We start from the raw sequence: 12,132 nt of genomic DNA on the forward strand, positions 1-12,132 counted from the left end.
CATTGCCCGCAAGACCTCAGATGTCCCCAGGCACCCTCGCCTGCCCCCGCGCATCTTCCCGGCTGATCAACCCCTCGCTGACCAACGCCTTCAAGCTCATGTCCAACGTTTTCATCCCCAGCGCCCCACCGGTCTGGATCGCCGAGACCATCTGCGCCACTTTGTCTTCACGGATCAAGTTACGAATAGCCGGTGTCCCCAGCATGATCTCGTGAACCGCCACCCGCCCGCCGCCGATTTTCTTGACCAGCACTTGCGACACCACCGCCTGCAACGATTCCGAGAGCATCGAGCGCACCATGGCCTTTTCCGCTGCCGGGAACACGTCCACCAGCCGGTCCACGCTCTTTGCGGCCGAGGTGGTGTGCAGGGTGCCAAATACCAGGTGCCCGGTCTCAGCGGCGGTCAGCGCCAGGCGGATGGTCTCAAGGTCGCGCAATTCGCCCACCAGAATCACATCCGGGTCTTCACGCAGAGCCGAACGCAGCGCCGCCGAAAAGCTGTGGGTATCGCGGTGCACCTGGCGCTGGTTGATCAAGGCCATTTTCGGCCTGTGGATAAATTCGATGGGGTCTTCGAGGGTGAGGATGTGCTGGCGTCGATGCCCGTTGAGGTAGTCGATCATCGCCGCCAGCGTGGTGGACTTGCCCGACCCGGTCGGCCCGGTGACCAGCACCAGGCCGCGCGGCAGTTGCGCGATCCGCTGGAATACCGCCCCCAGCCCGAGGCTTTCAAGGCTCTGCACCTCGGCGGGAATGGTGCGAAACACCGCCCCCATGCCGCGGTCCTGCTGAAATACGTTCACCCGGAACCGCGCCACGCTCGGCAGTTCGAAGGCAAAATCGGTTTCAAGAGATGTTTTGAAATCCTTTTGTTGGTAGCTGTTGAGCAAGGGGCTCAATAAGTCCGCAACTTGCGGGGGCGTGAGCACCGGGCCTTCCAGAGGCCAGACCTCGCCATCGACACGCAGCATCGGTGCCAGGCCGGCCGACAAATGCAGGTCGGAGGCGCCACGGCGCACGCTGGCCGCCAGCAATTCAGTGATATCCATAGAGCTTTCCATTTCCAGTAGAATGCCGCGGACTCCATATCCACGGGTGCATCTTGAATGTCGACGATAGCAGACAACATTGGCCTGGTTAGCGAGCGGATCCGTGCCGCGGCCCACGCCGTGCAACGTGACGAAAACAGCATCCACCTGCTGGCCGTGAGCAAGACCAAACCCGCGCAAGCCGTGCGCGAGGCCTACGCCGCCGGGATGCACGATTTTGGCGAGAACTACCTGCAGGAAGCCTTGGGCAAACAGGCGCAATTAACCGACCTGCCCTTGAGTTGGCACTTCATTGGCCCCATTCAATCGAACAAGACTCGTGCGATCGCCGAGAACTTCGCTTGGGTACATTCCGTGGACCGCTTGAAAATCGCTCAACGCCTGTCCGAACAACGCCCGGCCGACCTGCCGCCGCTGAACATCTGCATCCAGGTCAACGTCAGTGGCGAAGCCAGCAAATCCGGCTGTACGCCCGCCGATCTGCCGGCCCTGGCCCATGCGATCAGCGCTTTGCCGCGCCTGAAACTGCGCGGCTTGATGGCGATCCCCGAGCCGACTGAAGATCGCGCCGCACAAGATGCGGCGTTCGCAGCGGTGAGAGACCTGCAAGCCAGCCTGAATCTGCCGCTGGACACACTTTCCATGGGCATGAGCCACGACCTCGAGTCGGCCATCGCCCAAGGCGCCACCTGGGTGCGGATCGGTACCGCCCTGTTTGGCGCCCGCGACTACGGCCAGCCGTGAAATGGCTGACTTTCCTCTGAATAAGGACCTGTCATGAGCAACACGCGTATTGCCTTTATCGGCGCCGGTAACATGGCGGCCAGCCTGATCGGCGGCCTGCGGGCCAAAGGCCTCGAAGCCTCCCAGATCCGCGCCAGCGACCCGGGCGCCGACACCCGCGCCCGTGTCAGCACCGAGCACGGCATTGAAACCTTTGCCGACAACGCTGAGGCCATCCAGGGCGTTGACGTGATCGTACTGGCGGTGAAACCGCAAGCTATGAAGGCCGTGTGCGAAAGCCTGCGCCCAAGCCTGCAACCGCATCAGTTGGTGGTCTCCATCGCTGCCGGCATCACCTGCGCCAGCATGAACACCTGGCTCGGTGAACAGCCAATCGTGCGCTGCATGCCCAACACCCCGGCGCTGCTGCGCAAGGGCGTGAGCGGCCTGTACGCCACCGCCGAAGTGACGGCTGAGCAACGCGATCAGGCGCAAGAACTGTTGTCCGCCGTCGGCATCGCCGTGTGGCTGGAGCAAGAGCAGCAACTGGACGCGGTCACCGCCGTGTCCGGCAGCGGCCCGGCGTACTTCTTTCTGTTGATCGAAGCCATGACCGCCGCCGGCGTGAAACTGGGCCTGCCACACGAAGTGGCTGAGCAACTGGCTGAGCAAACCGCGCTGGGCGCCGCCAACATGGCCGTCGACAGCGACGTGGACGCCGCCGAACTGCGCCGCCGCGTAACGTCGCCGGGTGGAACTACGCAAGCGGCCATTGAATCGTTCCAGGCCGGTGGCTTTGAAGCCCTGGTGGAAAAAGCCCTGGGTGCTGCGGCACATCGTTCGGCCGAGATGGCCGAGCAACTGGGCAAATAGTCGTCCCCTGCAACTGGACCCGATAGGAAACAAACATGCTCGGAATCAATGACGCTGCCATTTTCATCATCCAGACCTTGGGCAGCCTGTACCTGCTGATCGTGCTGATGCGCTTTATCCTGCAATTGGTGCGGGCGAACTTCTACAACCCGCTCTGCCAGTTCGTGGTGAAAGCCACCCAACCGCTGCTCAAACCGCTGCGCCGCGTGATCCCAAGCCTGTTCGGCCTGGACATGTCATCGCTGGTGCTGGCGCTGCTGCTGCAGATTTTGCTGTTTGTAGTGATCCTGATGCTCAACGGCTACCAGGCCTTCACCCCGCTGCTGTTGCCATGGGGCCTGATCGGTATCTTCTCGCTGTTTTTGAAGATCATCTTCTGGTCGATGATCATCAGCGTGATCCTCTCGTGGGTCGCACCCGGCAGCCGTAGCCCTGGCGCGGAGCTGGTGGCCCAGATCACCGAACCGGTGCTGGCGCCGTTCCGTCGGTTGATCCCGAACCTGGGCGGCCTGGATATCTCGCCGATCTTCGCGTTTATCGCGATCCAGCTGCTGCAAAGCTGGGTGATCCCGCGCCTGGCTTACTACGCGTTCATGCCCAAGGAGCTGTTCGGGCTGATTTGATTCCTGGCGGATCACTGTGCAAGCCGCTTTTGGGTAAGCTGGCTTGCCTGCGATTGCATCACTGCGGTGTGACTGAAACACCGAGGTGACTGCATCGCAGGCAAGCCAGCTCCCACACAAGCCCCCTCCCACATTTGTATCTTTGTACGGGCGCAGGCCTTTGCTTGCCGCTAGGTGCAGCGGTCTTTAGACTTACGCCTCATTTAAACGAGAGCAGGGTCGATGCCAGCTGCCTTCCCCCCCGATTCTGTTGGACTGGTCGTGCCCCAAGTGGCGCACTTCAGCGAACCGCTGGCCCTGGCCTGCGGCCGTTCGCTGCCGGCCTATGACCTGATCTACGAAACCTATGGCCAACTGAACGCCACGGCGAGCAACGCCGTGCTGATCTGCCATGCCTTGTCCGGCCATCATCACGCCGCCGGTTTCCACAGTGCCGACGAGCGCAAGCCCGGCTGGTGGGACAGCTGCATCGGCCCCGGCAAGCCCATCGACACCAACAAATTCTTTGTGGTCAGCCTGAACAATCTCGGCGGCTGCAACGGCTCCACCGGCCCGAGCAGCCTCAACCCGGAAACCGGCAAACCGTTCGGCGCGGATTTCCCGGTGCTGACCGTGGAAGACTGGGTGCACAGCCAGGCGCGTCTGGCTGACCTGCTGGGCATCGGCCAGTGGGCTGCAGTGATCGGCGGCAGCCTGGGCGGCATGCAAGCGCTGCAATGGACCATCTCCTACCCGGACCGCGTGCGCCATTGCCTGGCAATCGCTTCGGCGCCGAAACTGTCGGCGCAGAACATTGCTTTCAACGAAGTGGCGCGTCAGGCCATCCTCACCGACCCCGAGTTCCACGGCGGTTCGTTCCAGGAAGCGGGCGTAATCCCCAAACGTGGCTTGATGCTCGCGCGCATGGTCGGGCACATCACTTACCTGTCCGATGACTCCATGGGCGAAAAATTCGGCCGTGGCCTCAAGAGCGAGAAGCTCAACTACGACTTCCACAGCGTCGAGTTCCAGGTCGAAAGTTACCTGCGCTATCAGGGCGAGGAGTTTTCCGGGCGTTTCGACGCCAACACCTACCTGCTGATGACCAAGGCGCTGGACTACTTCGACCCGGCCGCCAATTTCAACGACGACCTGGCGAAAACTTTTGAGGGTGCCACCGCCAAGTTCTGCGTGATGTCGTTCACCACCGACTGGCGCTTCTCGCCGGCCCGCTCCCGTGAGCTGGTGGACGCACTGATGGCCGCCAAGAAAGATGTCTGCTACCTGGAGATCGATGCTCCGCAAGGCCATGACGCCTTCCTGATTCCGATCCCGCGCTACCTGCAGGCTTTCAGCAATTACATGAACCGCATAACTCTGTGAGAACGCCATGAGAGCCGACCTGGAAATCATCCAAGACTGGATCCCCGCCGGCAGCCGCGTGCTCGACCTCGGTTGCGGTGATGGCGAACTGCTGAGCTGGCTGCGCGACAACAAGCAAGTCACCGGCTACGGCCTGGAAAATGACCCGGACAACATTGCCCAATGCGTGGCCAAGGGCATCAACGTGATCGAGCAGGACCTGGACAAGGGCCTGGGCAACTTTGCCAGCAACAGCTTCGACATCGTGGTGATGACCCAGGCCCTGCAAGCCGTGCACTACCCGGACCGCATTCTCGACGAAATGCTGCGTGTGGGCCGCCAATGCATCATTACCTTCCCCAACTTCGGCCACTGGCGCTGCCGCTGGTACTTGGCCACCAAGGGCCGGATGCCGGTGTCGGACTTCCTGCCGTACACGTGGTACAACACCCCGAACATCCACTTCTGCACCTTCGAAGACTTCGAAGCCTTGTGCGGAGAGCGTGAGGCCAAAGTCATCAACCGCCTTGCCGTCGATCAACAGCATCGCCACGGCTGGGCGAGTAAGCTATGGCCCAATCTGTTGGGCGAAATCGGGATCTACCGCGTCAGCAGTCCTGGCCTCACGGACCATCAAATTGCCGTCTAACCATTTTCAAGGAGGACGAACATGAGTCGTTTGGCTGTATTTCTACTCACCGCATGCCTGGGCGTCAGCGCCATGGCGGCGGATGCCATCGATGGTAATCGCCAGAAAGAATTCGGCGATATCACGGTGCATTACAACACCCTGACCACGAGTTTCCTGACGCCGGAAATGGCTCAGGAAGCCGGGATCGTACGCAGCAAAGAGCTGGGCATGATCAATGTGTTCGTGAACAAGGGCGTCGAACCGATCGACGCGACCGTCACCGGCACGATCAAAGACCTGGGCGGCAAGAGCGAGATGCTCACGTTCAAGAAAATCATCCAGAACGGCTCTACGCTGTATGTCGCCCAGTACGCGGTGCCACAGCAGGAAACCAAGATTTTCACCATCAATGTTGAAACCGGCGGCAAAGCCCACGGTTTCCAATTCAACCAAGAACTGTTTCCGGCCGACTGATGAACCTCACACAACTCGTACTGGCCAGCCATAACGCCGGCAAACTCAAAGAGCTCCAGGCGATGCTCGGTAATTGCGTGCAACTGCGCTCGATCGGCGAGTTCAGCCAGGTCGAGCCGGAAGAAACCGGCCTGTCGTTTGTCGAAAACGCGATCCTCAAGGCCCGCAACGCCGCGCGTATCTCCGGTTTGCCGGCGCTGGCGGATGATTCGGGCCTGGCGGTGGACTTCCTGGGCGGAGCACCTGGCATTTATTCGGCGCGGTATGCCGACGGCAAGGGCGACGCGGCCAACAACGCCAAGTTGCTGGACGCTCTCAAGGACGTGCCGGACGCGATGCGCGGTGCGCAGTTTGTCTGTGTGCTGGCGCTGGTGCGCCACGCCGATGACCCGCTGCCGATCCTCTGCGAAGGCCTGTGGCACGGGCGCATCCTGCATGCGGCCAGTGGCGAGCACGGGTTTGGCTACGATCCGCTGTTCTGGGTGCCGGAGCGTAATGTTTCCAGCGCCGAACTGAGCCCGGCCGACAAGAACCAGATCAGCCACCGCGCCCGCGCAATGGATTTGCTGCGCCAACGCCTGAGCCTGAAATGACCCAGAACACCTCCGCGCAGCCGCTGATCCACGGCGGCGCGCAAACGCCTCGGGCGGCCCTGCCGCACCTGCCGCCCTTGGCGCTGTATATCCACATTCCATGGTGCGTGCGCAAATGCCCGTATTGCGACTTCAACTCCCACACCGCCAGCAAGGTGCTGCCGGAAGAAGAGTACGTGGACGCGTTGCTGGCTGACCTTGATCAAGACCTGCACGCGGTTTATGGCCGTGAACTCAGCTCGATCTTCTTCGGTGGCGGCACGCCAAGCTTGTTCAGCGCCGCTGCGCTGGGCCGTTTGCTCAAGGGCGTGGAAGCACGCATCCCGTTTGCCGGCGACATCGAAATCACCCTGGAAGCCAACCCCGGGACCTTCGAGCAAGAGAAGTTCGTGGCCTACCGCGCGCTGGGCATCAACCGCCTGTCCATCGGCATCCAGAGTTTCCAGCAGGAGAAGCTCGAAGCCCTGGGCCGTATTCACAACGGTGACGAAGCCGTGCGCGCCGCCGGCATGGCGCGCCAGGCCGGGTTTGATAACTTCAACCTGGACCTGATGCATGGCTTGCCCGATCAAACCCTGGACGACGCCCTGAGCGACTTGCGCCAGGCCATCGCCCTGAAACCGACGCACCTGTCCTGGTATCAGCTGACCCTGGAACCCAACACCGTGTTCTGGAACCAGCCGCCCGCGCTGCCGGAAGATGACACCCTGTGGGACATTCAGGAAGCCGGCCAGGCGCTGCTGGCTGAACACGGTTACGTGCAATATGAAGTCTCGGCGTATGCCCAACCGGGCCGCCCGGCGAGGCATAACCTGAATTACTGGAGCTTTGGCGACTTTATCGGCATCGGCGCCGGCGCCCACGGCAAGCTCAGCCACCCGGACGGGCGCATCGTGCGCACCTGGAAGACCCGAGCACCCAAGGACTACCTCAACCCGGCCAAAAGCTTTCAGGCCGGGGCGAAAGAACTGACCAATGAAGAGCTTCCATTCGAGTTCCTCATGAATGCGTTGCGGCTCACCGACGGCGTCGACGCCACGCTCTACGCCGAGCGCACCGGCCTTGATCTGGCGAGCCTTGACGAGGGCCGCCGTGAGGCAGAACAAAGTGGCTTAATGCAGGTCGAACCGTCACGCCTCGCGGCGACCGACCGCGGGCAACTCTTTCTCAATGACCTGCTGCAGAAGTTTTTGAGCTGACGCTCTAAGGAATTCGAATGGATTTGGTACTCGACCTGCTCGCCACCGTATCCCGCTGGAGCCGAAGTAACCTGTCGGAAATCTCTCTGGCTCTTGTCGGATGCTTGCTGGTGTTGTTCGGCGCCGATATCAAAGGCTGGGTCGAGGCCCGCCTGGGCAGTATCGCGGGCGCATTGCGCGTCCCCTTGATGGCGCTGGTGTGCATGATCGGCAGCGGTGCGGCGTTGATCTACGCCACGCCATGGATTGTGCGGGGGTTGAGCCAGTTCAATAACTACAGCCTGGCGCCGGTGTTGGTGGTGGTGCTGGTGTTGATTGGCGTAGTAGCAGACCGCCGCTGACTGCCAATCCAACAGGGCTACAAATGTGGGAGCGGGCTTGCTCGCGAAAACGGTGTGTCAGTCACCTTACAGGTCGACTGATTCAGCGCCTTCGCGAGCAAGCCCGCTCCCACTTTTTTGACCGTATTCCACGCTAATGGCTTGTCAGTCGACCTTCTCGAACTTCAGATCCCAAACGCCATGCCCCAACCGCTCGCCGCGGCGCTCGAACTTGGTGATCGGACGCTCAGCCGGGCGTGGCACGCATTTGCCGTCTTCGGCCAGGTTGCGATAGCCAGCGGCGACGTTCATCACTTCCAGCATGTACTCGGCGTACGGTTCCCAGTCGGTCGCCATGTGCAGGATGCCACCGACTCTAAGCTTGCTGCGCACCAGCTCCGCGAACGAAGCCTGGACGATGCGACGCTTGTGGTGACGGGCTTTGTGCCACGGGTCCGGGAAGAACAGCATCAGGCGATCGAGGCTGTTATCGGCGATGCAGCGGTTGAGCACTTCAATCGCGTCGCAGTCATAGACCCGCAGGTTAGTCAGGCCTTGGGTCAGCACGCCGTTGAGCAACGCGCCGACACCCGGACGGTGTACTTCCACACCGATGAAGTCCTGCTCCGGCGAGGCCGCGGCCATTTCCAGCAAGGAGTGACCCATGCCGAAACCGATTTCCAGGGAACGCGGGGCCGAACGGCCAAACACCTGGTCGTAGTCCACTGGCGCGTCGGCCAATGGCAAAACGAACAGCGGCGTGCCCTGCTCCAGGCCCTTTTGCTGGCCTTCGGTCATACGGCCCGCACGCATCACAAAGCTCTTGATGCGGCGGTGCTTGGACTCGTCGCCCTCTTCCACGGTGTTCGGCGTTTCGTTTGATTCAGTCATCAATAGCTCTTACTTGATCAGACCATCCAGCGGCGAAGAGGCGCTGGCATAGAGTTTTTTCGGCATACGGCCGGCGAGGTAGGCCAGGCGGCCCGCAACGATCGCATGGTTCATGGCTTCAGCCATCATGATCGGCTGCTGGGCATGAGCGATGGCCGAGTTCATCAGCACCGCATCGCAACCCAGCTCCATGGCAATGGTGGCGTCGGAGGCAGTGCCTACGCCCGCGTCCACCAGCACCGGAATCTTGGCTTCTTCGAGGATGATCTGCAGGTTGTACGGGTTGCAGATACCCAGGCCGGAACCGATCAGACCGGCCAGCGGCATCACGGCAATGCAGCCGATTTCTGCCAGTTGGCGGGCAATGATCGGGTCATCGCTGGTGTAAACCATCACGTCGAAGCCTTCCTTGACCAGCGTTTCGGCGGCCTTCAGGGTTTCGATCACGTTGGGGAACAGGGTTTTCTGGTCGGCCAGCACTTCCAGCTTCACCAGGTTATGGCCGTCGAGCAGCTCGCGGGCCAGGCGGCAAGTGCGCACCGCTTCAATCGCGTCGTAGCACCCGGCGGTGTTCGGCAAGAAGGTGTAGCGGTCCGGCGACAGCACTTCGAGCAGGTTTGGCTCGCCCTCGATCTGCCCGAGGTTGGTGCGACGCACGGCGAAGGTAACGATCTCGGCGCCCGAGGCTTCGATGGCCAGGCGGGTTTCTTCCATGTCGCGGTACTTGCCGGTGCCGACCAGCAGACGGGACTGGTAGGTACGACCGGCCAGAACGAAGGGCTTGTCGCTACGAACGATGCTCATGGGAAATCCTCGAGGTGGGGTGAGGTTCTGCAGAATGCGGATTGGCGCGCTGGCGCGCCGGGCGACTAGCCGCCGCCGATGGCATGGACCACTTCGACCTGATCACCTTCGGTGAGCGCGGTCTCGGCGTGCAGGCTACGCGGGACGATATCCAGGTTGAGCTCCACTGCGACGCGACGCCCGGTCAAGTCCAGACGGGTCAGCAGGGCCGCAACGGTTTCACCGTCGGGCAGTTCAAAGGATTCGCCGTTCAACTGAATGCGCATGCCACGGGCCGCCATCGTTTTTAGGGGCCAGCATTCTAGCCCGATTGGCGTTGTCGGCCCAAGCCCCTCGGTCAGATGACCTGCAGGCGCCATGCGGTGAGGCCGAGAAAGAACCAGCCCAACAGGAATGCCAGCCCACCAAACGGCGTAATGATGCCGAGCTTGCTGATGCCGGTCAGGGTCAGTGCATACAAGCTGCCGGAAAACAGCAGGATACCGACGGTAAACGAGATGCCCGCCCAGCTGACCAGCCGGCCAGGAATGTGCGCGGCCAGCAGCGCCACGCCGAACAGCGCCAGGGCGTGCACCAGTTGGTACGTCACGCCGGTATGGAAGATCGCCAGGTACTCGGCGCTCAAGCGGTTTTTCAGGGCATGAGCAGCAAAAGCGCCGAGGGCAACGCCGGTGAAGCCAAAAAAGGCAGCCAGCATCAGAAAGCTACGCAGCATGAGGAACTCCAGTCAGACTCAAAGGGCCGGGTCTGTATAATGGCCCGCTCAACGGGTTCGGCCAAGCCATCTCTATGCTGCGTCTCCTCTTCAAGCGTTTTCTCAAAGTCGTGAAATGGTTTGCCATCGGCAGTGTGCTGCTGGTGTTGCTGTTTCGTGTCGTGCCGCCACCGTTCACCGCATTGATGGTGGAGCGCAAGGTCGAATCCTGGGTTGACGGCGAGCCGATTGACCTGCAACGCACGTGGGTGGCGTGGGACGAGATCTCCGACGACCTCAAAGTGGCGGTGATGGCCGGTGAAGACCAGCGCTTCCCGCAGCATTGGGGCTTTGATTTTGACGCGATTCAAGCGGCGCTGCTGCACAACGAACGCGGCGGTTCGATTCGCGGCGCCAGCACCCTGAGCCAGCAAGTGTCGAAAAACCTGTTTCTGTGGACCGGCCGCAGTTACCTGCGCAAAGGCCTGGAGGCCTGGTTTACCGGGTTGATCGAGGTGTTCTGGCCCAAGCAACGGATTCTTGAGGTGTACCTCAACAGCGTCGAATGGGATGAAGGTGTGTTCGGCGCCGAAGCGGCGGCTCGGCATCACTTTGGCGTGAGTGCCAAAGGGCTTTCCCGTCAGCAGGCCAGTTACCTGGCGGCGGTGTTGCCGAACCCACGGGTATGGAGCGCCAGCCATCCAACCGCCTATGTGGCGCGACGGGCTGCGTGGATTCGCCAGCAGATGAGCCAGTTGGGGGGCGATGGTTATCTGGTCGAACTGAACAATTCGCGCAAGGCACCCTGGTCCGACTGATACCCACTGACGCAACACAAAAACAAATGTGGGAGCGGGCTTGCTCGCGAATACGGTGGTTCAGTCAACATTTGCGATGACTGACACTCCGCTTTCGCGAGCAAGCCCGCTCCCACATTCGATCGTGGTGTTTTCGAAACCAGCGTTTAGGCGGCGATGGACAGTTTCAGCTTGTTCATCGCGCTTTTTTCAAGCTGACGAATCCGCTCGGCCGACACGTTGTACTTCTGCGCCAAGTCGTGCAGCGTGGCTTTTTCTTCTGCCAGCCAGCGCTGGTAGAGGATGTCACGGCTGCGGTCGTCCAACACTTCCAGCGCTTCGTGCAGGTTGTGGTTGGAGTTGTCGCTCCAGTCCGCATCTTCCAGTTGACGCGCCGGGTCGTACCGGTGGTCTTCCAGGTAGTTGGCCGGCGACTGGAAGGCGCTGTCGTCGTCCGCTTCGGCGGCCGGGTCGAAGGCCATGTCATGACCGGTCAGGCGGCTTTCCATCTCGCGCACTTCACGCGGCTCTACACCGAGGCTTTCGGCCACACGGTGGACTTCCTCGTTGTTCAGCCACGCCAGGCGTTTCTTCTGGCTGCGCAGGTTGAAGAACAGCTTGCGCTGGGCCTTGGTGGTCGCGACTTTCACAATGCGCCAGTTGCGCAGGATGAACTCGTGAATCTCCGCCTTGATCCAGTGCACAGCAAACGACACCAGACGCACACCCATTTCAGGGTTGAAGCGTTTTACAGCCTTCATCAGGCCGACGTTGCCTTCCTGAATCAGGTCAGCCTGGGCCAGACCGTAGCCGCTATAGCTACGGGCGATATGTACGACAAAACGCAGGTGGGCGAGCACCATCTGCCGAGCCGCCCCCAAATCCTGCTCATAGTAGAGACTCTCGGCCAGTTCACGCTCCTGCTCGGGCGTCAGCAATGGAATGCTGTTGACCGTGTGCACATAGGCCTCCAGGTTCGCACCCGGGACCAGAGCATGAGCAGGTTGCAAAGAAGTGGTCATACGAAAAAACCTCCGACTTACATAACTCGTGCAGTTCAGCACTGCGAAAATTGACCGGGAACCGTAGGATAAGTTCCCTAAACCACTGATACGGTC

At 61.1% G+C, this 12,132-nt stretch carries 16 protein-coding genes; 10 read left to right on the top strand and 6 right to left on the bottom strand.

Annotated elements, in window-relative coordinates:
- Positions 1-16 precede the first annotated feature (16 nt).
- Positions 17-1,051 carry a type IV pilus twitching motility protein PilT gene (locus tag AACW30_RS00870; RefSeq protein ID WP_200622216.1) on the bottom strand — a complete coding sequence of 345 codons (1,035 nt, stop codon included), beginning with the start codon at positions 1,049-1,051 and terminating at the stop codon, positions 17-19.
- A gap of 57 nt (positions 1,052-1,108) precedes the next feature.
- Here AACW30_RS00870 and AACW30_RS00875 point away from each other — a divergent pair, with 57 nt between their 5' ends.
- The 9 genes from AACW30_RS00875 (at position 1,109) to AACW30_RS00915 (ending at position 7,849) form a co-directional block, all read left to right on the top strand.
- Positions 1,109-1,795, top strand: coding sequence for a YggS family pyridoxal phosphate-dependent enzyme (locus AACW30_RS00875; RefSeq protein WP_119737447.1), 687 nt, complete (start codon positions 1,109-1,111; stop codon positions 1,793-1,795).
- 33 nt (positions 1,796-1,828) lie between these two features.
- Positions 1,829-2,647: a pyrroline-5-carboxylate reductase gene (gene proC / locus AACW30_RS00880; protein WP_106575681.1), complete on the top strand. Its 819-nt coding sequence runs from the start codon at positions 1,829-1,831 to the stop codon at positions 2,645-2,647.
- 35 nt (positions 2,648-2,682) lie between these two features.
- Entirely contained in the window at positions 2,683-3,270 is a 588-nt protein-coding gene (locus AACW30_RS00885; RefSeq protein ID WP_106575682.1) for a YggT family protein, read from the top strand.
- A gap of 222 nt (positions 3,271-3,492) precedes the next feature.
- Positions 3,493-4,632, top strand: a complete 1,140-nt coding sequence (metX, locus tag AACW30_RS00890) for a homoserine O-succinyltransferase MetX (RefSeq protein WP_179676532.1) — start codon at positions 3,493-3,495, stop codon at positions 4,630-4,632.
- Between the two features lie 7 nt (positions 4,633-4,639).
- Positions 4,640-5,260 carry a methionine biosynthesis protein MetW gene (gene metW, locus AACW30_RS00895; RefSeq protein WP_003213768.1) on the top strand — a complete coding sequence of 207 codons (621 nt, stop codon included), beginning with the start codon at positions 4,640-4,642 and terminating at the stop codon, positions 5,258-5,260.
- 21 nt (positions 5,261-5,281) lie between these two features.
- The gene (locus AACW30_RS00900) at positions 5,282-5,716 is read left to right on the top strand and encodes a DUF4426 domain-containing protein (protein ID WP_106575685.1); all 435 of its coding nucleotides are present in this window, start codon (positions 5,282-5,284) and stop codon (positions 5,714-5,716) included.
- Complete coding sequence (rdgB, locus tag AACW30_RS00905) at positions 5,713-6,309, top strand: RdgB/HAM1 family non-canonical purine NTP pyrophosphatase (RefSeq protein ID WP_119737443.1); 597 nt, start codon at positions 5,713-5,715, stop codon at positions 6,307-6,309. The genes AACW30_RS00900 and rdgB overlap by 4 nt, the downstream gene beginning before the upstream one ends.
- Complete coding sequence (hemW, locus tag AACW30_RS00910; RefSeq protein WP_234452426.1) at positions 6,306-7,508, top strand: radical SAM family heme chaperone HemW; 1,203 nt, start codon at positions 6,306-6,308, stop codon at positions 7,506-7,508. Before rdgB ends, hemW begins: the two co-directional genes overlap by 4 nt.
- A gap of 17 nt (positions 7,509-7,525) precedes the next feature.
- Entirely contained in the window at positions 7,526-7,849 is a 324-nt protein-coding gene (locus tag AACW30_RS00915) for a DUF3392 domain-containing protein (RefSeq protein ID WP_016972961.1), read from the top strand.
- A 144-nt stretch (positions 7,850-7,993) separates the two neighbouring features.
- On the opposite strand, the gene trmB is transcribed toward AACW30_RS00915, so the two are convergent.
- From trmB to AACW30_RS00935, 4 genes are all read right to left on the bottom strand, one after another.
- On the bottom strand, positions 7,994-8,719 hold the full coding sequence (gene trmB, locus AACW30_RS00920; protein WP_200622218.1) for a tRNA (guanosine(46)-N7)-methyltransferase TrmB: 726 nt from the start codon (positions 8,717-8,719) through the stop codon (positions 7,994-7,996).
- Between the two features lie 9 nt (positions 8,720-8,728).
- The gene (locus AACW30_RS00925; protein WP_015886353.1) at positions 8,729-9,523 is read right to left on the bottom strand and encodes a thiazole synthase; all 795 of its coding nucleotides are present in this window, start codon (positions 9,521-9,523) and stop codon (positions 8,729-8,731) included.
- A gap of 65 nt (positions 9,524-9,588) precedes the next feature.
- The gene (gene thiS / locus AACW30_RS00930) at positions 9,589-9,789 is read right to left on the bottom strand and encodes a sulfur carrier protein ThiS (RefSeq protein ID WP_015886354.1); all 201 of its coding nucleotides are present in this window, start codon (positions 9,787-9,789) and stop codon (positions 9,589-9,591) included.
- 71 nt (positions 9,790-9,860) lie between these two features.
- Positions 9,861-10,238: a DUF423 domain-containing protein gene (locus AACW30_RS00935; protein WP_106575688.1), complete on the bottom strand. Its 378-nt coding sequence runs from the start codon at positions 10,236-10,238 to the stop codon at positions 9,861-9,863.
- A 74-nt stretch (positions 10,239-10,312) separates the two neighbouring features.
- On the opposite strand from AACW30_RS00935, the gene mtgA reads away from it, so the two are divergent.
- Positions 10,313-11,035, top strand: a complete 723-nt coding sequence (gene mtgA, locus AACW30_RS00940; protein WP_106575689.1) for a monofunctional biosynthetic peptidoglycan transglycosylase — start codon at positions 10,313-10,315, stop codon at positions 11,033-11,035.
- Between the two features lie 146 nt (positions 11,036-11,181).
- Here the strand turns inward: mtgA and rpoH are convergent, their stop codons facing one another.
- Entirely contained in the window at positions 11,182-12,036 is an 855-nt protein-coding gene (gene rpoH, locus AACW30_RS00945; protein ID WP_200622219.1) for an RNA polymerase sigma factor RpoH, read from the bottom strand.
- Positions 12,037-12,132: the final 96 nt, after the last annotated feature.

The sequence above is a fragment of the Pseudomonas sp. MF6747 genome, assembly GCF_963890955.1.
Lineage (GTDB): Bacteria > Pseudomonadota > Gammaproteobacteria > Pseudomonadales > Pseudomonadaceae > Aquipseudomonas.